Genomic DNA, 18656 nt, shown 5'->3' on the forward strand with positions numbered 1-18656 from the left:
TGCTTAAGTTAACACGACCGTTCCGGTCGCCGTGGACCGCCGATATTTTCCCTCGCCGTTCGAGCGGAAATGAATGCGAATTGACACCACCGAGGCGGGAGCGATCTCACCGTCGAACACGCCTCCCGCACTTTCAATACCCGGCGCGACGAATCCCCGACTTGCACATGAATATCGTTGATATCGCGGTGCCGGAATACGTCGAGGTCGACGTCGACACGCGACTCGCCAAGGTCCGGTCCATCTTCGAGCGCGAGAACCCGAAGGGGATCGTCGTCACCGACGACGGCGAGTACGCCGGCGTGGTCGGCGAGAAGCAGCTCATGCGCTCGCGCATGGAGGACGACACGAAGGTGTCGGCCGTCATGAAGCCCGCGCCCTCCGTCGACCGCCACGAGGACGTGCGGGAGACGGCCCGCCTCCTCGTCGAGGGGGACGTGAAGATCGCGCCCGTCTACGAGGGGGAGAAGCTCTACGGGATCGTCACGGTCGACCAGATCCTCGAGGCCGTCCTCGACAGCCTCGACGCGATCACCGTCGCGCAGGTCGCCACCGAGGACGTCATCGGGATCAGCGAGAAAGACAGCGTCGGCCGCGCGATCAACCGCCTCCGCGAGAACGGGATCTCCCGGCTCCCCGCCCTCGACGAGGACGGCCAACTGGTCGGCGTCGTCACCACCAACGACATCGTCGAGTTCGTCGTCCGCGACCAGGAGCGACAGGGCAGCGGCGACCGCGCCGGCGACATCGACCGCATGCTCGACATCCCCGTCTACGACATCATGTCGAGCCCCGTCGTCACCGCGACCGCCGACGAGACCGCCCAGGCGGTCGTCGAGCGGATGTTCGACAACAGGGTCTCCGGGCTCGTCGTCACGCCGGACGGCGCCGACACGGTCGCCGGGATGGTGACGAAGACCGACGTGCTCCGGGCGCTCACGTTCACCGAGCAGGACTCGATGGACGTGCAGATCACGAACGTCGACCTGCTGGACACGACCACCCGCGGGCACATCGTCGAGTCGATCGAGCAGGTCGCCGACAAGTACGCCGCGATGCACGTCATCCACGCGCACGTCCGTCTCCACGCCCACAAGGAGAAGCTCCGCGGCACGCCCCTGATCCAGTGTCAGATCCGCCTCCGGACCAACGAGGGCCAGGTCGGCGGCTCCGGCGAGGGGTACGGCGCCGAGCACGCCTTCCACGTGGCGCTCGACAAGCTGGAGCGCAACGTCTTGGAGATCAAGGGCGTCAACGCCGACGAGGAGTACCGCGGCCAGCTGCTCCGCAAGCTCGGCGAACTGTGAGCAGATAAGGCGTTCGGCGACGCTCGGCGGTCCCGGCGGTTTTTCGCGACGTCTCGTGATGCCCGGCCGATAACGGTGTTCCCGGCGTCGGTATCAGGCGTTCCCGGCGCGTAGCCTTCCGAGCAGGGTCGCCGCGAGGAGCGCGATCACCCCGGCGATCGGCCCGAATCCTGGTGCCTCGTCGTCCGAGGTGTCGTCCGGCGCGCCGGGCTCGTCGGTCCCCGCCTCGTCGTCACCGCCGGACTCGGTCGACCCGTCGCTCGCGTCTGATCCGCCGTCGCCGTCGCCCGCCGACTCGCCGTCAACGGGCTCACGCTCCTCGGTCGGGGACCCCGTCTCGTTCGCGGGGGGATCCGTCTCGTTGGTCAGTTCCGTCGTTTCGTTGGTGGGTTCCGTCGGTTCGTCGGTCAGGTCGTTCGTTTCGTTGGTGGCTTCCGTCGTTTCATTCAGGGAGTCTCCCGCCTCTCCGTCGTCCGGCACCGTGGCCCCGTCACCGCCGGTGGAATCCCCGGTCCCGCCACCACCCCCGCCGGATCCGCCGCCGCCGGACGTGCCGCCGTCACTCCCTCCGTCGCTTCCGCCGTCCTCGCTGTGTACCACCTCGAAAGAGGCCGTTCGAGAGTCGTCGGCCGTCGAGGCGGTGACCTCGTACGTCCCCGTCGACGCGCTCGACGCGGTCGAGACGGTGAACGTCCCAGAACCGGTGTCGTCGACCGCGACTCCGGCGATCGAGACCGAGTTCGGGCTCACCGACCCGCTCGGGTCAACGGCGACGCTCACGGCGGCGTCGTCGGCGGCGCGCCCCTCGTTCAGCACGGCGACGTCGAACTCACCGCTCGATCCCCGTTCGATCTCGGCGGGCCCCGACAACCCGGTGAGGGTGAACACGCCTCGGGGAGCCAGCGAGGCGTTTACCTCTCGGGTCTCGTTCGCGGCGAGCGTCGCCGTCTCCGTCACGTCCGCGTAGCCGTCCGCGGAGACGGTCACGGTCCGCTCGCCGCGCGCCACCGCGAGCGAATAGCTGCCGTTCGAGTCGGCCGTGGCCGCTCTCCCGTCCGCGGTTGCCGTCGCCCCCGCGACGGGCCCGCCGTCGCTCGCGTTCGTCACCGTTCCGATCAGCGACGCTGGCTTCGGATCGAGCGCGAGGGACGGGTCCGTCGTCGCGTTCGGCCTGACGCGGATAGACGTCCGCGTCATCGGCTCGAAGTCCGGCGCGTCGACGGCGACGTCGTAGGCGTTCGGGCGGAGGTCGACGGCGTAGGTGCCGCCCTCGCCGACGTCGAGCGAGGCGACGGTTGCGTCCGTCTCCGCGTCGGTGACGGTCACGGTCGCAGTGGCGGGACGGTCGAGTCCGTCCGTCGCGTTCACGTCGCCCGAAAGCGTGCCGTTGCGGAGCGTCAAAGCGAAGTCCGCGACCGCCGCGTCTCCGGACTCGTTCAGAGTCACCGTCCGATTCGCCGGCGCGTACGTCGCGTTGCCCGCGGTGACGTTCAGACCGGTCGCCGGCGCGCTCATTGCGTACGTTCCGTCCGCGTCGGTCGTCGTCTCACCGATCGCCGCGCTCCCGTCGTCGACGACTACCGATATCCCGGGGAGCGTCGCGTCCGTCTCCGCGTCGGTGACGGTGCCGTTCACGGTGCCGACCGCGTCGGCGACGCCGACGGTCGCGTCGGCCGCGTCCTCGGACGACGCCACCGCGACCGTCGTCTCGCCCGTCGCGAAACCGCTCGGGACGGTCCCGTTCAGCGCGACCGCCGTGGCGTTCCCGGCTCCGATCGAGACGTTCGCGGCGTCGAGCACCCGCACGTCGCTCGCGTTCGCGGGGTCGGTCAGCCGGAGTTCGACGGTGCGGTTCTCGCCGCCGAGTCCGCCGACGTTCGCCACGGTCGCCGTCGCGTCGAGGCTCCCATTTCGCTCGATGAACGCGGGCGCTCGGAGGGCCGACACCTCGTAGGAGGGCGGGTCGAGGACGTCGACCGCCGCGGTCCGGTTCGAGTCTCTCGTGTAGACGCCGTGCTCGTCGGTCGCGTTCGTCGGCGTGTCGCTCGGGACGACGTACGAGAACGAGACGGTCGCGCTCTCGCCCGGAGCGAGCGAGACGTTCGCCTCGTCGCCGACGGCGCCGTCGAACCGATACTCGACGGCACCGACTCCGGGGTCCGAGCCGGTGTTTTCGACCGTCGCCGTCGGTTCCAGCGTCTCTCCGGGTGCGACCTCAGTCGGCGCGTCGAACTCGCTCACCGCGAGCGTCGACCGGTTCTCCGTGACCGACGAGACGGCCGCGAACCCGTCGACGATCCCCGCGCCGTATCGTGTGTCGGGGCCCGTCGCGTCGTCCGGGTGATTCGCGGTGTCTCGAAGCGTGTCGGAGAGCTCCTCGTCGGTGACGTTCCGCGACGTCACCGAGATCATCAGCGCCGCGACGCCGGAAACGTGGGGTGCAGCCATTGAGGTGCCCGTGAGATTTCGGTATCCACCGCCCGCTGCTGTCGAGTTCACCGACACGCCCGGAGCAGAGACGTCCGGGACGACGTACTGATCGGGCCAGTCAGACGGAGCATCGTTTCCCCACGCACTGTCGGTAGATACGTTTTCGCCGCCCGAAAAGGAAGGGACCTCGCGGTCGGAGTCGACAGCCCCGACGCCGAGGGTGTCGTATATGTTACCCGGAGAGCTCGACGGCTCTAAGTCGCGATTCCCGGACGATGCGACGACGACCTTCCCGGCGTCCCGCGCGTTTCGGACCGGCTCGATCATGTCGGCGGCGTACCCGTCTGCACCCAGACTCATTTGCAAAACGTCGACTTCGGGGTCCTCTGACGCGTGTTCCATGCCGGCAACGACCCGTGTGAACGTCGCGTTTCCGCCGTCGTCGTCGAACACTTTGACACCGTGGAGCGTCGCCGCCGGCGCCACGCCGATCGCCGTCCCGCTCTCGTTACCACCGGCGACCGTTCCGGCGACGTGGGTACCGTGACCGTTACCATCTGACGCGTCGCTGACGTTGTCACTCACGAGATTCCCGTCCGTGTCGTACTCCGCCCACCCGCTCACTGTCAGGTCCGGGTGGTTCGGGTCAATTCCCGTGTCGATCACGGCAACGGTCGCGCCCTCGCCACGGGTTCCGAACGTCTCCCAGACCTCGGGGGCACGTACCATCTCGACGCCGTACGTCGCGTTCGTCGCCGTCGAACCGGCAGAGACGGTACCGGCCGTGGGGCCCGCGGGAGAATCGAGGGCGCCGGCTCCGGCTCCGCCGTCCGCGGTCGCCGCCGAGTCGAGTTCCATCCGGAAATTCTCGTGAACGCGCTCGACGCCGCGCACGTCGAGGAGGCGCTCGACCGCGACGCTCTCGGTGTCGACCGTGACGAGCATCGCGTTCGCGAGCCAGAAGCTCCGCTCGACCGTGACGCCGGGCTTCCGCTCTGCGAACCGTTCGAAGCTTCCCTGCGCGGTCGCGGCGTTCGTCTTGAGCTCGTCAGTCCCGATCCGGCCGCCGTCGGCGGCGCGGCGCGCTCCGGTCCCGGCGTCGTCTCCGAAGCGCACCACGAGCTCAACGGTGCCGTTCGCCGACCGCAGTCCGGGACCCACGGCGTCGGACGACGCCGCCCCGAGCGACGTCGGCGTCGCGGGCGGAGTTGCCGTGGCGGGCGGAGTTGCCGTCGCCGGCGCCGTCGACGGCGAGGGAGCGGGGGACGTGGAGGCCGCGTCGACGCCGACCGCGGGGCGGTCGACGGCCGCTTCGCCGAGCCCGCCGGCCGCCGCCGCGGGCGCGAGGGCGGCCGCGAGGACGCAGGCGACGACGAGCAGGACGGTCGCTCGTCCGGGTCGACCCGCTCCGTTACTCATTACGTATTAGGACGGTAGGAAGGGCTTAATTCCCCCGACCGGCGCGCCGCTCAGGCGTCCGCGCCCTCGGCGAGCCCGTCGGCGACGATCCGGAAGGTGACGGAGTCGCCGGCGGGCTTCGAGCGGTGTTTCTCCAGCGTGGCCCGGCGGTTCCCGCCGCGGAACCTGTCGACGCGGAGGATCGCCCCGGTCCAGTGGTTGAGCGTGTTGCCGCCGAGCGCGCGGTCGCGGTCGGAGTCGGGGTCGGTGAACACCTGGTTCGTGATCACGACGGCGATGTCGTGGCGGCGCGCCAGCGAGAGGAGGTGCGTCACCTGCTTGGCGACCTTCCGGAGCGACTGGCCGCCCTCGGTGTCGCCGGCGCGCTCCAGCCGGTAGAACCCCGTCGCGGAGTCCAACACGATCAGCTCGACCTCCTCGGCGAGCTCCTCCGCGTCGCGGACCGCCTCCCGCTGGTCGTCGAAGTCGTACGCCTCGGAGATCACCAGCCGCGACGCGATCTCCTCGACCGCGTCGTCGACGTCGGGGTCGTCGGCCCGCCCCGCGGCGAGCTGCTCGAACCGGTCGATCGAGAGCCCCTCGGTGTCGATGTAGAGGGCGCGGTCGCCGCCGGCGGCGACCTCGACCGCCGCGGCCAACGCGAGGTTCGTCTTCCCGGCCGCTGGCGGGCCGTACACCTGCGTGACGACCCCGCGCTCGAAGCCGCCACCCAACAGGTCGTCGACCGGCCGACAGCCGGTCGGGATCGGATCGCTCACTGTGAACCGTCTCGCCCGCACTCGTATTTAAACGGTCGATCCCGGCGTCGTCGAGCGTGGGTAAACGGTCGAGCACCGTCGCTCGTCGGGAAAAATAAGCGTGAAAGAACGGAACGGTCGCCGGTCTCGGTGACCGGCGACGGGGTCCGGTAGTGCGTGCGGACGCGGCGTCCGCGGTAGAATCGTTAGTTGCGCGTCAGGTTCGTCGCGCGGGGTCCCTTGGGGGACGACTCGATGTCGAACTCGACCTCCTGACCCTCCTCGAGGTCCGGGCCGCCGACGTCTTCCATGTGGAAGAACACGTCCTCGTCGTCGTCGAGATCGCCGTCGTCAGTCGAAATGAAACCGTAGCCGCCAGTGTCGTTGAAGAAGTCAACCTTACCGTTTGCCATTGCAACCAAACAGACGGGCGTTTGGGGGATAACGCTTGCGAGGGTCGTGGTACCACGACCGTCTCGGCGCCCGTCGGTCGCGTCGGCGTCGTCTTAGACGCCGAGACCCGGTTCTTCGACGCTTCCGCCGCCGTCGCCGCGCGGTGCGACCAGTCGCGGGGTTCATTTACGCGCGAGGACGTAGGTCGGCGTATACACATGGATCGTCGCACCTATCTGCGGTCGCTCGCGGCCGGGACCGGCGTCGGCGCGACCGTCGGGACCGCCGGCTGTCTCGGCGTCCTCGGCGACTCGGGCGCCGAGGGAACCGTCCTCGGCCCGCCGGAGCGGGACCTGAGCGAGGCCGTCCACCCGAGCTACGGCGACGAGATGCCGAATTTTACCGTTCCTGACCCGCTCACGGGCGACGAGGTGTCAGTCGCCGACTTCGAGGGCGAGCGCGCCGTCCTGTGGACCTCGTTTTACACGAACTGCCCGGACGGCGTCTGCCCGGCGCTCATCCTCCGGCTCCGGCGCGCGCAGGCGGTCGCCGCCGAGGAGGGGTACGGGGACGAGTCCGCCTTCCTCGCGCTCACGTTCGACCCCGAGCGCGACACCGCCGAGGTCCTCCGCGAGTACGCCGGCCAGCAGGGCGTCGACCTCGACGCCGGCAACTGGCACTTCCTGCGACCCGAGAGCTACGAGCGCGCGCAGGAGCTGATGGACGAGAACTTCGGGCTCGTGATCGAGAAGCGGGACGCCGACCAGTACGAGAACCTGGAGTACCAGTTCCCCCACTACGGGCTGATCCTTCTCGCGAACAAGCGGGGGATCGTCGAGCGCGCCTACCCGCGTGGCCCGCAGACGGACATCGAACGGCTCGTGAGCGACTTTGAGCGGGTGGTCACCGCGTGAGGCGCCGCCACCTCCTCGCCGGACTCGCCAGCGCGGGCGCGCTCGGCGGGGCCGGAGTCGTCGCGTCCGGGAGCGCGCCCGCGGTGCTCGGGAGCGGGGACGCGCACGAACCGATCGAGCCGACGACGCTGCCGACGGTCGACGCGCCGGGAAGCCGCGACGGCGAGGCGACGCTTCCGGCGCCAGATCGCCCGACGTTCATCGACTTCTTCGGAACGTGGTGTCCCCCGTGCGCCGAGCAGATGCCGGCCCTCGCCGAGGCCCACGACCGGATCGGCGACGAGGTGCTGTTCGTCTCGGTGACGACGGAGGACGTCGGCGGCGCGGTCAGCGAGGAGACGGTCGCCGACTGGTGGCGCGAGCACGACGGCGACTGGCTGGTCGCGGCCGACACGACCGCCGAGCTCGCGGCTCGGCTCGGCGTCGGCGGCTATCCGAGCGCGCGCGCCGTCGACGCGACGGGGCGCGTGCGCTGGGCGACGTCAGGGACCCACACCACGGAGGAGTTCGTGAACGGGATCGAGCGGGCGCTGGACCGATGAGGGGACGAGCCGACAGATGACCGACGTCTCGCTCGCGACGAACGTCCCTTTCGCCGTGACCGCGGGCGTGGCGACGTTCTTTTCTCCGTGCGCGTACCCGCTGTTGCCGGGGTACGTGGGCTTCTACGTGAACTCCGTCGACGCCGAGGCCGCCTCCGTCTCCGGGGCGGGCTTGCGCGGGGTCGCGGCCGCGCTCGGCGTCCTCGCGACGTTCGCGCTGCTCGCGGGCGCGACGGTGCGGATCGGGTACTCGACGCTGTCGAACATCACCGTCTTCGAGACGCTCGTCGGCGTGCTGCTCGTCATCTTCGGGCTGCTCGTGGTCGCCGGGCGCGCCCCGTCGGTGTCGCTCCCGCTGCCGAAGCGGCGGTCGAGCGTCTTCGGGTTCGGGGTGTTCGGCGCGGGGTACGCGCTGGCCGGCGCGGGCTGCGTCGCGCCCGTGTTCCTCGGCGTGGTCGCGCGGGCCATCGCGCTTCCCGGCGACGCCGCCGTCCTGATCCTCTCCGTGTACGCCGGCACGGTCGCCGTCCTGATGGCCGCGACGACCGTCGCGACGGGGGTGGGACTGATCGGCAACGCCAACCGCGTGATGGCCCACGCGGGCGCCCTGAAGCGGGTCGCCGGGGCCGTGATGGTCGTCGCCGGGATCGGCCAGCTGTACCTCTCGCTGGTCGTCTACTGAGAGGCCGTCGCCGACCGTAGTACCGGCGGCACACGAGCGGGTTGTCAGCGGCGGACGGGCGAGCGGGTTGTCAGCGGCGGACGGACGAGCGGGTTGTCAGCGGCGGACGGGCGACCGATGTCGGGGCGCCGAGACGGTGACCCGGACCCGTCCACGCGTGAGACCACCAACATTCATATTCGATAGCGAGGAAGTGTCATCCAGCCGAACCGGGCGGCGCGCGGCCGTCCACGATGGTTCGGTCCCCGCATCATGAACCTAGATCAGTTCACAGCCGAGAACGCACCGACGGAAAGCGCGGAACCGTTCCAGCGCGAGAACAGCTACACCCTCGACGTCGACGTCGACGGGACCGTGATGGCGAAGGCCGGATCGATGATCGCGTACACCGGCGACGTCTCGTTCACGGGGAAGGCCTCCGCCGAGGGCGGGATCACCGGCTTCCTCAAGGAAGCGGCCACCGGCGAGGGGACGCCGATCATGGCCGTGGAGGGCCGAGGTCACGTCTACTTCGCCGACGCCGGGAAGAAGGTACAAGTCGTCGAGCTCGACGCCGGCGAGGCGATCACGGTCAACGGGGAGGACGTCCTCGCCTTCGAGGAGAGGCTCTCCTACGAGATCAGCACCATCGACAGCCTTGCCGGCTCGCTCGCCGGTGGGTTCAGCAACGTCTACCTCGAGGGACCGGGCTACGTCGCGCTCACCACGCACGGCGATCCGATCGTCTTGGAGACGCCGGTCGCGACGGATCCCAGCGCGACCGTCGCCTGGGGCGGCACCTCCCCGAGCGTCGAGGTCAACCGCAGCCTCTCGGACATGGTCGGCCAGGAGTCCGGCGAGCGGTACCAGATGCGCTTCGACGGCCCCGACGGGTTCGTCGTCGTTCAGCCGTACGAGGAGCACGTCTGACCGGCGGTCCGACGATGAGGGACGCGACCGAAACGAGCGACGACGCGAACGGCGCCCGGCGGGCGGACGACGAGTTCGCCGGCGACCGCGACGGCGACGACGACGCGGAGTCGACCGGCCCGCTCGCGCGGGCTGAGGCGGCCGTCACCGAGGCGGTCGGCCTCGTCGTCGACGCCGTCCTCGACGCGATATGACCGACGCCGCGCGCCCGACGCCGACCCTGATCGCACACCGCGGGTTCGCCGGCGAGAACCCCGAGAACACCGTGGCGGCCGTCGAGCGGGCCGCGGGGGTCGCGAGGTCGGACGGCTCCGCCGAGTCCGACGTTCCCGCGGGGCGTCAGGCCGACTGGGTCGAAGTCGACGTCATGCCCACCGCCGACGGCGACGTGGTCGTCGTTCACGACGCGGAGCTCTCCGGTCGCGGCGGACGCGGCGATTCCGGTACCGCCGTCGACCGCGGACTCACCGACGCGGCGGGTCTCGTCTGGGAGACGGACACCGCGACCGTCACCGGCGCCGAGGTGCTCGACAGCGGGGAGACCGTCCCGCTGCTCGCCGACACGCTCGAGGCGCTTCCCCCGGACGTCGGCGTGAACGTCGAACTCAAGAACCCGGGCCGGGGCGACCTCCGGCCCGACGAGAAGCTCGCCGGCGACGCGCTCGCGGACCGGACGGCGGTCTGGCGGCCGTTCGTCGACCGGGTGCTGGGCGTCGCCGAGGGGTCCGGGAACGACCTCCTGTTCTCGTCGTTCTGCGAGGGGGCGCTCGCCGCGGTCCGCGAGCGGTCGTCGCTGCCGGTCGCCCCGCTGGTGGCCGAGTCGATCGCCGACGGACTGGCGATCGCCCGCGAGCACGACGCGGCCGCGGTCCACCCGCCGATCGACGCGATTCGCGGAACGCCGTTCTTCGACGCCGAGCGGTTCGGGGGCGGCGGAGAGTCGGGCGGACCGGACCTCCTCGCGGCCGCGCACGAGGCGGGGCGCGACGTGAACGTCTGGACCGTCGAGACGTGGTATCAGGCCGACCGGCTCGCCGCGGCCGGCGTCGACGGAGTCATCGCCGATTACTCGACGCTGCTGCGCGAGTGACCCCTCTGCCGGGGGCCGATCGACGCGAAAACTCGGTTCCGCGGTGGGGCGTGGAACGCTCAGCGCGCCGCCAGCCAGTCCGCGAAGCCGCCGGTGAGGAACCCGGCGTAGTCGACGATACCGAGGTACAGCGAGACGAGCACGACGATCACGATGGGGACGCGCACGATCCAGAGCCAGGCGGTCCCGAGCCCGCCGATGTCGCCGATGCCCCTCTCCAGCTCGTCGCGGGCGATCTCGGGGATCACCCACCCGACGAACAGCGCGAGCAGCAGCGAGCCGAGCACGAGCAGGATGCCGTCCGCCAGCTTGTCGTACAGGTCGAGGAATATCAGGTCGATCGTCACCGGGACGCCGAGCAGGAAGACGGCGACGCCGATGGCCGCCGCGGCGGGGACGCGAGCGACGCCGAGCTCGTCGATCAGGTACGAGACGAGCACTTCGAGGATGCTGATCGCGGACGAGAGCGCCGCGATCCCGACCATGCCGAAGAAGACGACGCCGATGGCTCGTCCGCCGGGGATCCCGGCGAACGCCGAGGTGAGGCTCACGAAGATCGCCCCGGGACCGCCCGTGCCCGGTTCGATGCCGACGGTGAAGAGAACGGGGAAGACGACGAACCCGACGAGGACGGCGACGAGCGTGTCGAGTGCGGCGATGACGCCGGCGTCCGACGCCAGATTCCGGTCCTCACCGAGGTAGGAGGCGTAGGTGATCATCACGCCCATCCCGAGCGAGAGGGTGAAGAAGGCCTGTCCGGCGGCGGCGGGCAGTATCTCGGTCCAGTTCGCCGCGATCGTTCCGAAGTCCGGCGAGAGGTAGTACCCGTACGCCGCGCTCGCGCCGTCGAGGGTGAACCCGTAGGCGGCCAGCCCCAGCAGCAACACCAGGATGGCGGGCACCATCACCTTCACGCTCAGCTCGATGCCGCGCCTGACGCCGGCGGCGATGATACCGATGACGAGCATCATGAACGCGGCGTGAAAGAGGAGCGTGTCGAGGCCGGTCGAGACCGTTCCGAACAGCGCCTCCGCCTCGGCCGGGTCGGTGATCGTAAACCCGTCGGTGAGTCCGATGAGGGTGTACCGGAGGAACCAGCCTGCGACGACGCTGTAGTACGACAGGATTATGAAGCCGGTGGCGACGAACAGCCAGCCGGCGTACGACCACGCGCCGCTGCCGAGTTCCCGCAGCGCGCCGACGGGATTCCGGTCGGTCCGACGGCCGATCACGAACTCGACGAGAATCGCCGGGAACCCGATCAGCGCGACGAACGCCAGATAGGTGATCAGAAACGACGATCCGCCGTACTGGCCGGTGATGAACGGGAACCGCCAGATGTTCCCGAGCCCGACGGCGCTACCCACCGCGGCGAGGATGAACCCCGCCCGCGTCGCCCACGTCTCGCGTGCCATTGGTATCGGAGCAAATCTCGTTGCGGTCTAAAAACGTGTCTTTTCGCCCGCTGACACCCATGTCAACGTCCCTGAACGACCCGCCGCGGCGACCGGTGTCCGCGCAGTCCGGATCGCCGCCGCGGGCGAGGCGTTCGGTTCGCCCCGTCAGGGACCGTGAATTTAATAGCCGGAGGGTGACCTCACGGGATATGGAACGCGTAGACGTCGCTATCGTGGGAGGCGGTCCGGCCGGCGCGTCCGCGGCGCACGCGGCCGCGACCGGCGGCGCTGACGCCCTCGTCCTCGAGAAGGGGGTGCCGCGGGCCGACCGCGACGGGCTCGGCCCCGACTCGACGGACGCCGCGGGGATCTTGGACTACTGGGTCGACATCATGGGGATCCACCCCGACGAGTTCGACGACGGCGTCGTCCAACGGGAGCTGACCCGCGCCGAGTTCCGCGGGCCGGACGAGGCGGCGACGCTCACCTCCACCGGTATCGACTCGTCGTACGACAAGTTCGGCTACACCTTCCAGCGCGCGCGCTTCGACGACTGGCTCCGCGACCGCGCCGAGGACGCCGGGGCCGAGTACCGCGCGGGCGTGTCCGTCCGCGGCGTCGACACCGACCTGTCGGCGGACCCGAGCGACGGGTCGGGCGGGACCGACGGCACCGGCGGGAGCGGCGATCCCCGTCACGTCGTCGAGCTCGCCTCCGGCGAGTCGGTCGGGGCCGACTTCCTCGTGCTCGCCGACGGCCCGCAGCGCACCGTGACGAATCGCGTGCTCGACGAGTACCTCCCCGCGGACGCGGCCGCCTCCGAGCGGCTGGCCTCCCGGACGGCGAACCACATCGCCTACCAGGAGTACCGACGCGTCCCGGAGGCGGTGTACGAGCAGGTCGAAGACGCGCTCGTCTTCTGGTGGGGCGTGATGCCGGGCGAGACGGCGTATCCGTGGATCTTCCCGAACGACGACCGCGTCTGTCGGGTCGGGCTGACGATGCCGATCGGCCTCGACGTCGACGCCTTCGACCGGGACGCGTACGCCCTGCTGGAGCCCGACGACGAGTCGATCCCGCAGGGCGGCGAGTACGTCCGACGGCTGCTGGAGTGGCAGTACGGCGACGAGTACGATATCGAGGAGGACTTCCCGCTCGTCGAGGAGGCGGGCAAACGGAACGGCACCGAGACGTATCCGATCTCGTCGACCCGTCCGATCGACTCGCCGACGGACGCCGGGGTCGCGGTGGTCGGCGGCGCGATGGGGACGACCTCCGCCTTCCACGAGGGCGGCGACCACGTGGCGGTCCGCACCGGCGCCATCGCCGGCGACCTGGCCGCCGCGGGCGACATGGCGCCGTACAACAGGCGCTGGAAGGAGGCGATCGGCGACGAGGTCGTCCGCAACGTGACGATGGCCGACATGGTCGCCGACTACGACCCGGACGACTGGAACCGGATCATCGGCGCCGCCGACGCCATGTTGGCGGCCGAGGCCGGCGACGGCCTCCTCGCGCAGCCGTACCGCTCGGGCTGGGAGTCGGTGAAGCTCCTGCTCGGCTACAGGTGGAACAAGCGCCGCGTCAAGAAGGACTACGTCGGCATCGACGAGAGCGAGTACGTCTACTAGTCCGCGAGGCCGCCCCGGTTGAGTCCGGCGGTTCCGGCACCGCCCTCACCGGATCACCGGCGCTAGCCTCACCGAATCACCGGCGCCGACAGCTCTCGCGGCTCGGTCGAGACCCCCTCGACGTCGACCGGCTCGACCTCGTGAGTCGGCCACTGACCCGTCTTCGTCAGCGTCTCGGTGAAGTCGGGCGCGACGAGGTGGGTGTCCTCGCTCTTCGCTCCCTGCACGGTCGGATTCCACGCATAGCCCATCGGCCGTCGGACCGGTTCGTCGCTCCCGGGCGCGGCGAACCACTCGCGGCCCGCGAACCCCGCGGCGCCGCCCTGGTGGTGTTCGCGCCACTCGTCGGCGAAGCCGACGGCGTCGTACGCCTCGCGGATCGCGTCGAAGACGTCCCCGGCGGTGTCGGAGGCGTCCCCGTCCGTGAGACTGCCGTCCGCCGCGGCCTCCGTCGCCGCGAGCGCGGTCGCCTCGACGCGGGCCGCGGCGCGGTGGCGCGCCTCCAGCCAGTCGGGGGCGTCGAAGGCGACTGTCCGGGTCAGCGAGGCGTAGAGCCCCGCACGCTCGGCCGTGACGGAGACGAGCGCGTAGTCGCCGAGCGTCGCGTCGCTCGGCGTGTAGTGGCGGAAGCGCCGCGCGCGCTCCGCGCCGCCGACGAGCACCACGGGGGTGTCGACGTCGCGGGAGGCGAGCGCGATGTCGATCCCGGCGGCGACCTCGTACTCCGGGTCCTCGGGCTCGAGGTTGCGGCAGACGGTCTCGACGGCGGCGGCCGCCTCGCGGCCCAGCTCGCGGTAGCGCTCGACGTCGTCGTCGGTGAGCGGCTGGCGCAGGCGGCTCCCGTCGACGCGCTCGAACCTCGGGACGTCGAAGTCGGCGGCGGCGGGCGCGGGCGAGCGCTCCGCGACGGCCCCGGCCAGCGAGTCGGCGTACCACGGGAACGACTCGACGGCGACCGCGTCTGGGAGCTCCTCGGCGGCGAGCCGCTCCGCCTCGACGTTGTCCGTGATCACGCGAAGCGCGCCGTCGTAGCCGGCGGCCGCGACTCCGACGTCGGCGTCGTCGTCGACGACGTTGTCGCCGCCGGTGAGCCACGCGAACCCGTTCGGCTTGGCGAACCAGACCGCTTCGAGCCCGCGGTCGTCGAGATACGCGTCGAGCCTCTCGGTGCGGGCGTCGAGATCGACCATACCGACCGACTCTCGCGGATCCAGTAAAAGCGGTCGAAAGCCGGCCGCGGCGGCGCCGGCGCGGTCGAGAGAATCCGTTACCGCGGCTCGGATCGCCGCAGGAGAGCGGCGGTCGATCGGGGGACCGCGCCGCGCCGTCGCCGTTCGAAACGAAAGGTTCAATTACGTCCCCCGGATACGACGAAACGCGTCAGTAAGCCCCCCTCGGGTTGGTAGTCTAGTCCGGTTATGACACCTCCTTGACATGGAGGAGGCCGGCGGTTCAAATCCGCCCCAACCCATTTCTGTCGACGTCGCAACCGCGAGCGGCAGGAGCGGTCCGCGTCGACGAAATGGTGCCGCGGATTCGAATCAGGGAGCGAAGTGAGCGACAGCGAACGGAGCGACCGAGGTTCAAATCCGCCCCAACCCATTTCTGTCGACGCCGCAACCGTGAGCGACGGCGAGGCGTCAGTCGTCCGCGACCCGGCCGGTCGATTTTTCTCGGCGGAGTCCGCTCTCCGAGGTAATGACCGGCACGGCGCTCGCCGTCGACCCCTCGACGTACGCCCTGTTCCTGCTGGCGGCGGCGACGCTCGTCGTGACGCCGGGACCCGACACGCTGTACGTGCTCTCCCGCGGGATCGAGGATCGAACGGCCGGCCTGCGCGCCGCGCTCGGCGTCACGACGGGGATCCTGTTCCACACCGCGCTCGTCGCGGTCGGCGTCGCGGCGATCTATCGGGCCGTTCCGGGCGCCGAACGGGCCGTCCAACTCGTCGGCGGGCTCTTCCTCCTCTACCTCGGCGTCGACGCCCTGCGGTCGGCCGAGAGCGACCGGCCGTCGCCGGCGGGGGGCGGCGTGCGGGAGGGGTTCCTCGTCAACGCCCTCAACCCGCAGGTCGCGCTGTTCTTCCTCGCGTTCCTTCCCGGGTTCGCGGCGGGCGGCGCCGGGGGGGACGGCGGCACGTCGATCGCGGTCCTCGGCGCCACGTACGCCGCGCTCACGGCTCTCTACCTCGGCGGCGTGGCGGTCATCGCCGACGGCGCCGCGGACGTGCTCCGGTCCGAGCGGACCGGCCGCTGGCTGGACCGGGTCGCGGGCGGGATCCTGCTCCTGATCGGCGCGTGGGTGCTGACGGGGTGAGCGGTCCCGGGACGGTACGCGACCGTTCCGCGAACCGTAGTTTGATAACGCATACCGTCGGTGTGACAGCCGTCATATGTCTGAAATCGCCGCGGAGACGCTCCGGGAGGAGACGAAGGTGCTCGCGTTCGACCTGTGGGACACGCTGCTCGACCGCGAAGCGACCCTCGTCCCCGCGCTGCAGGCCCTGCTCGACGATCACGGGAGCGACTACGACCCCGAGGTCCTGCTCCGGCGGTATCTCGCCATGCACTTCCGGGACTCGATGATCGACTCGCTGATCCCGGGACCCCACACACCGTTCAAGGAGATCAGCCGACGCGCGCTCGCGTATCGGCTCGAACAGATCGGCCTCGACGTTCCCGACGAGGCGGTCCGCGCCGTCATCCGGCAGTGGAAGACGCTCGAGCCGTATTCGGACGTCGACGCCGCGTTAGACCGGCTGAGCGAGGAGTACGAACTGGTCGGCCTCTCGAACGGCGACCCCGACATGCTCGAGGCGGTCCGGCCCAACTTCGAGACGGAACTGGACGGCGTCGTGTCGGTCGCCGAGGCGGGCGCCTACAAGCCCCACCGGGCGTCGTACGACCTGACCTGCGAGGCGCTCGATGTCGCGCCCCACGAGGTCGCCTTCGTGACCGCGCACACGTTCGACCTCGTCGGCGCGAGGGCGGTCGGCATGCGCGGCGCGTTCCTCAACAGGCACGAGAACCCGTACGGGGGGTGGACACACCGGCCGGACATCACCGTCCCCGACACCGAGGCGCTGGCCGACGCGCTCGCGCCCCGCGGGACCGCGACCGAGTAGCGGCGCCGCGGACCCGCGGACGTGGCCGCGCCGCGGAACCGCCGGCCGCTTCCAAAACCGGTAATCCCCCGCGGCGAGAGGTGGTCGTATGGACGCACGCATCCGCGAACACGCCGAGATCATCGCCGACCACTCGACCGGCATCGAGTCGGGCGACGACGTCGTCATTCAGCTACCCGCCGAGGCCGAGGACCTGGCGGTCGCCCTCCACGAGATCTGCGGGGACCGCGGGGCCAACCCGGTGTACCTCAACTACTCGAAGCGCGCTCAGCGCGCGTTCAAGCGCTCCTCGGAGGATTTCACCGAACCGGACCACCGGCTCGCGCTCTATCAGGAGGCGGACGTCTTCGTCATCGCGCGCGGCGGGGCGAACGCGACGGAGGACGCCGACGTCGACCCCGAGGCGAACGCGGCCTACAACCGCGCGATGGAGGACGTCAAGCGCACGCGCCTCTCGAAGACGTGGTGTCTCACGCAGTTCCCGACCGCGAGCCACGCCCAGCTCGCCGGGATGAGCACCGAGGCGTACGAGGACTTCGTCTGGGACGCCGTCTCGCTCGACTGGGAGGAGCAGCGCGCGTTCCAAGAGGAGATGGTCGCTATCCTCGACGACGCCGACGAGGTCCGGATCCGCTCGGGCGAGGAGACGGACCTCACGCTCGACGTCTCGGGCAACTCGACGCTCAACGACTACGGCGAGGCGAACCTGCCCGGCGGCGAGGTGTTCACGGCGCCGGTCCGCGACGGCGTCGACGGCGAGGTCCACTTCGACCTCCCGCTGTACCGCTACGGGCGCGAGATCGACGGGGTCAGGCTCCGGTTCGAGGACGGGAAGGTCGTCTCGCACTCGGCCGAGCGCAACGAGGACCTGCTGACGGGGATCCTCGACACCGACGAGGGCTCGCGGCGACTCGGCGAACTGGGTATCGGGATGAACCGCCAGATCGACCGGTTCACCTACAACATGCTGTTCGACGAGAAGATGGGCGACACGGTCCACATGGCGGTCGGTTCCGCGTACCCGGAGACGGTGGGCGAGGAGAACGCGATCAACGAGTCCGCCGAGCACGTCGACATGATCGTCGACATGAGCGAGGACTCCGTCATCGAGGTCGACGGCGAGGTCGTCCAGCGGGACGGGACGTTCGTGTTCGAAGACGGGTTCTGAGAGCGGTCGGGGAGCGGAGCGCCCGAGCACGGCCGGGACCGGCTCTCCCGAGCACGGCCGTGACCGGATCGGCGGTCGCGCCGACCGCGACGCTCACTCCGACGCGGCGGCGTCGCGCGCCGTGCTCCGGCTGACGAACGCCGCGTACGCGGCGACGAGGATACCGAACAGGCCGACCGTGCCGACCGCGGCGATCGCCGGGAAGTCCGCGAGCGGCGCGATCTCCCCCTCGGGCGCCGCGACGACGTCGACGACGCCGGTTCCGACCGACAGCACCAGCACGGCGATCCACAGCGTCCCGACGGCGTACCCGAGCTCGACGAGCCGGTCGGCGCGAACCGCGTGCGCGACGACGACGGCGCCGCCGATGACCGGAATCGCGACCAGCGGCCTCGTCGGGTCGGGGAGCAGGACGCTCCCGCCGAGCGCGATCGCCGTCCAGTAGACGGCGACGGCGACGACCGTGCGGAGCCAGTCGAGGACGGACACGAGGGATGATTTCGACGGGGCGCCACAAAACGGCCGGGGAACGCGCCGGAACCGGGCCGCGGCGGTGTTCGACGCGCCGGAACCGGGCCGCGGCGGTATTTATGTCCCGGGAACGCGTACGCTCGCCTATGACTGAAAAAGTACTCTTCGAGTCGGAGAGCCGACGGAGCCGCGAGGAGATTGCCGCGTATCTCCGGACCGTCGTCGAGTCGCTGGAGTCAGGGAGCGGGATCACGTTCACCCGCGGCGACGAGTCGGTGACGATGGACCCCCCGGCCCGGCCGACGTTCGAGGTGAAAGTGGAGCGCGAGGGGCCCGCCGACGGTCCCGGAGAGCTGAGCGTCGAGTTCGAGTTGGAGTGGGACGAGGACGGCGAGAGCGGCGGCGCCGACGGGGAACTGGAGATCGAGTAACGGCGGTCGCC

Annotated in this window: 18 protein-coding genes and 1 tRNA gene; 13 read left to right on the forward strand and 6 right to left on the reverse strand. The window is 70.4% G+C overall.

Annotation, left to right across the window (positions count from 1 at the left end):
- Positions 1 to 167 precede the first annotated feature (167 nt).
- Positions 168 to 1307 carry a CBS domain-containing protein gene (locus tag DJ81_RS15435; RefSeq protein WP_094590459.1) on the forward strand — a complete coding sequence of 380 codons (1140 nt, stop codon included), beginning with the start codon at positions 168 to 170 and terminating at the stop codon, positions 1305 to 1307.
- Between the two features lie 93 nt (positions 1308 to 1400).
- On the opposite strand, the gene DJ81_RS15440 is transcribed toward DJ81_RS15435, so the two are convergent.
- The 3 genes from DJ81_RS15440 to DJ81_RS15450 form a co-directional block, all read right to left on the reverse strand.
- Positions 1401 to 5156, reverse strand: a complete 3756-nt coding sequence (locus DJ81_RS15440) for a S8 family serine peptidase (protein WP_094590461.1) — start codon at positions 5154 to 5156, stop codon at positions 1401 to 1403.
- A gap of 50 nt (positions 5157 to 5206) precedes the next feature.
- Complete coding sequence (gene radB, locus DJ81_RS15445) at positions 5207 to 5914, reverse strand: DNA repair and recombination protein RadB (RefSeq protein WP_094522311.1); 708 nt, start codon at positions 5912 to 5914, stop codon at positions 5207 to 5209.
- A gap of 185 nt (positions 5915 to 6099) precedes the next feature.
- Positions 6100 to 6306 carry a cold-shock protein gene (locus DJ81_RS15450; protein ID WP_004046191.1) on the reverse strand — a complete coding sequence of 69 codons (207 nt, stop codon included), beginning with the start codon at positions 6304 to 6306 and terminating at the stop codon, positions 6100 to 6102.
- A gap of 198 nt (positions 6307 to 6504) precedes the next feature.
- Between DJ81_RS15450 and DJ81_RS15455 the strand changes: the two genes are divergently transcribed.
- The 6 genes from DJ81_RS15455 to DJ81_RS15480 all read left to right on the forward strand — a co-directional run bounded on the left by DJ81_RS15455 (position 6505) and on the right by DJ81_RS15480 (position 10423).
- On the forward strand, positions 6505 to 7200 hold the full coding sequence (locus DJ81_RS15455; protein ID WP_094527446.1) for an SCO family protein: 696 nt from the start codon (positions 6505 to 6507) through the stop codon (positions 7198 to 7200).
- Entirely contained in the window at positions 7197 to 7742 is a 546-nt protein-coding gene (locus DJ81_RS15460; RefSeq protein ID WP_094522313.1) for a TlpA disulfide reductase family protein, read from the forward strand. The genes DJ81_RS15455 and DJ81_RS15460 overlap by 4 nt, the downstream gene beginning before the upstream one ends.
- A gap of 16 nt (positions 7743 to 7758) precedes the next feature.
- Entirely contained in the window at positions 7759 to 8424 is a 666-nt protein-coding gene (locus tag DJ81_RS15465; RefSeq protein WP_094522314.1) for a cytochrome c biogenesis protein CcdA, read from the forward strand.
- Positions 8425 to 8676: 252 nt separating this feature from the next.
- Positions 8677 to 9333, forward strand: coding sequence for an AIM24 family protein (locus DJ81_RS15470; RefSeq protein WP_094527448.1), 657 nt, complete (start codon positions 8677 to 8679; stop codon positions 9331 to 9333).
- 14 nt (positions 9334 to 9347) lie between these two features.
- A complete protein-coding gene (locus DJ81_RS15475) occupies positions 9348 to 9527 on the forward strand; it encodes a hypothetical protein (protein WP_094527449.1) in 180 nt (59 codons plus the stop codon).
- The gene (locus tag DJ81_RS15480) at positions 9524 to 10423 is read left to right on the forward strand and encodes a glycerophosphodiester phosphodiesterase (protein WP_094590463.1); all 900 of its coding nucleotides are present in this window, start codon (positions 9524 to 9526) and stop codon (positions 10421 to 10423) included. Before DJ81_RS15475 ends, DJ81_RS15480 begins: the two co-directional genes overlap by 4 nt.
- Positions 10424 to 10482: 59 nt before the next feature.
- Here DJ81_RS15480 and DJ81_RS15485 read toward each other — a convergent pair whose 3' ends face one another.
- On the reverse strand, positions 10483 to 11838 hold the full coding sequence (locus DJ81_RS15485) for a sodium-dependent transporter (protein ID WP_094527451.1): 1356 nt from the start codon (positions 11836 to 11838) through the stop codon (positions 10483 to 10485).
- 191 nt (positions 11839 to 12029) lie between these two features.
- On the opposite strand from DJ81_RS15485, the gene DJ81_RS15490 reads away from it, so the two are divergent.
- Complete coding sequence (locus DJ81_RS15490) at positions 12030 to 13451, forward strand: NAD(P)/FAD-dependent oxidoreductase (RefSeq protein ID WP_094590465.1); 1422 nt, start codon at positions 12030 to 12032, stop codon at positions 13449 to 13451.
- Positions 13452 to 13519: 68 nt separating this feature from the next.
- Here the strand turns inward: DJ81_RS15490 and DJ81_RS15495 are convergent, their stop codons facing one another.
- Positions 13520 to 14641, reverse strand: a complete 1122-nt coding sequence (locus DJ81_RS15495) for a Xaa-Pro peptidase family protein (protein ID WP_094590467.1) — start codon at positions 14639 to 14641, stop codon at positions 13520 to 13522.
- Between the two features lie 206 nt (positions 14642 to 14847).
- Here DJ81_RS15495 and DJ81_RS15500 point away from each other — a divergent pair.
- The 4 genes from DJ81_RS15500 to DJ81_RS15515 all read left to right on the forward strand — a co-directional run bounded on the left by DJ81_RS15500 (position 14848) and on the right by DJ81_RS15515 (position 17743).
- A tRNA-Val gene (locus DJ81_RS15500) sits at positions 14848 to 14922 on the forward strand.
- A gap of 227 nt (positions 14923 to 15149) precedes the next feature.
- Positions 15150 to 15767, forward strand: coding sequence for a LysE family translocator (locus tag DJ81_RS15505; RefSeq protein ID WP_094590469.1), 618 nt, complete (start codon positions 15150 to 15152; stop codon positions 15765 to 15767).
- 76 nt (positions 15768 to 15843) lie between these two features.
- Positions 15844 to 16575, forward strand: a complete 732-nt coding sequence (locus tag DJ81_RS15510) for a haloacid dehalogenase type II (RefSeq protein WP_094590471.1) — start codon at positions 15844 to 15846, stop codon at positions 16573 to 16575.
- Positions 16576 to 16663: 88 nt separating this feature from the next.
- The gene (locus DJ81_RS15515) at positions 16664 to 17743 is read left to right on the forward strand and encodes an aminopeptidase (protein ID WP_094522684.1); all 1080 of its coding nucleotides are present in this window, start codon (positions 16664 to 16666) and stop codon (positions 17741 to 17743) included.
- Positions 17744 to 17836: 93 nt separating this feature from the next.
- Here DJ81_RS15515 and DJ81_RS15520 read toward each other — a convergent pair whose 3' ends face one another.
- A complete protein-coding gene (locus DJ81_RS15520) occupies positions 17837 to 18232 on the reverse strand; it encodes a hypothetical protein (RefSeq protein ID WP_094522686.1) in 396 nt (131 codons plus the stop codon).
- 128 nt (positions 18233 to 18360) lie between these two features.
- Here DJ81_RS15520 and DJ81_RS15525 point away from each other — a divergent pair, with 128 nt between their 5' ends.
- Positions 18361 to 18645 carry an amphi-Trp domain-containing protein gene (locus DJ81_RS15525; protein WP_094522688.1) on the forward strand — a complete coding sequence of 95 codons (285 nt, stop codon included), beginning with the start codon at positions 18361 to 18363 and terminating at the stop codon, positions 18643 to 18645.
- Positions 18646 to 18656: the final 11 nt, after the last annotated feature.

Origin of the sequence: Halorubrum sp. Hd13 (assembly GCF_002252755.1) — an archaeon.
In the GTDB taxonomy this organism is placed as follows: domain Archaea; phylum Halobacteriota; class Halobacteria; order Halobacteriales; family Haloferacaceae; genus Halorubrum.

Coding starts and splice junctions, on each gene's coding strand:
- DJ81_RS15525 (WP_094522688.1), top strand. CDS start 18,361: ATGACTGAAAAAGTACTCTTCGAGTCGGAGAGCCGACGGAGCCGCGAG.
- DJ81_RS15440 (WP_094590461.1), bottom strand. CDS start 5,156: ATGAGTAACGGAGCGGGTCGACCCGGACGAGCGACCGTCCTGCTCGTC.
- DJ81_RS15515 (WP_094522684.1), top strand. CDS start 16,664: ATGGACGCACGCATCCGCGAACACGCCGAGATCATCGCCGACCACTCG.
- DJ81_RS15505 (WP_094590469.1), top strand. CDS start 15,150: ATGACCGGCACGGCGCTCGCCGTCGACCCCTCGACGTACGCCCTGTTC.
- DJ81_RS15450 (WP_004046191.1), bottom strand. CDS start 6,306: ATGGCAAACGGTAAGGTTGACTTCTTCAACGACACTGGCGGCTACGGT.
- DJ81_RS15490 (WP_094590465.1), top strand. CDS start 12,030: ATGGAACGCGTAGACGTCGCTATCGTGGGAGGCGGTCCGGCCGGCGCG.
- DJ81_RS15465 (WP_094522314.1), top strand. CDS start 7,759: ATGACCGACGTCTCGCTCGCGACGAACGTCCCTTTCGCCGTGACCGCG.
- DJ81_RS15495 (WP_094590467.1), bottom strand. CDS start 14,641: ATGGTCGATCTCGACGCCCGCACCGAGAGGCTCGACGCGTATCTCGAC.
- DJ81_RS15435 (WP_094590459.1), top strand. CDS start 168: ATGAATATCGTTGATATCGCGGTGCCGGAATACGTCGAGGTCGACGTC.
- DJ81_RS15475 (WP_094527449.1), top strand. CDS start 9,348: ATGAGGGACGCGACCGAAACGAGCGACGACGCGAACGGCGCCCGGCGG.
- DJ81_RS15455 (WP_094527446.1), top strand. CDS start 6,505: ATGGATCGTCGCACCTATCTGCGGTCGCTCGCGGCCGGGACCGGCGTC.
- DJ81_RS15480 (WP_094590463.1), top strand. CDS start 9,524: ATGACCGACGCCGCGCGCCCGACGCCGACCCTGATCGCACACCGCGGG.
- DJ81_RS15470 (WP_094527448.1), top strand. CDS start 8,677: ATGAACCTAGATCAGTTCACAGCCGAGAACGCACCGACGGAAAGCGCG.
- DJ81_RS15510 (WP_094590471.1), top strand. CDS start 15,844: ATGTCTGAAATCGCCGCGGAGACGCTCCGGGAGGAGACGAAGGTGCTC.
- DJ81_RS15485 (WP_094527451.1), bottom strand. CDS start 11,838: ATGGCACGCGAGACGTGGGCGACGCGGGCGGGGTTCATCCTCGCCGCG.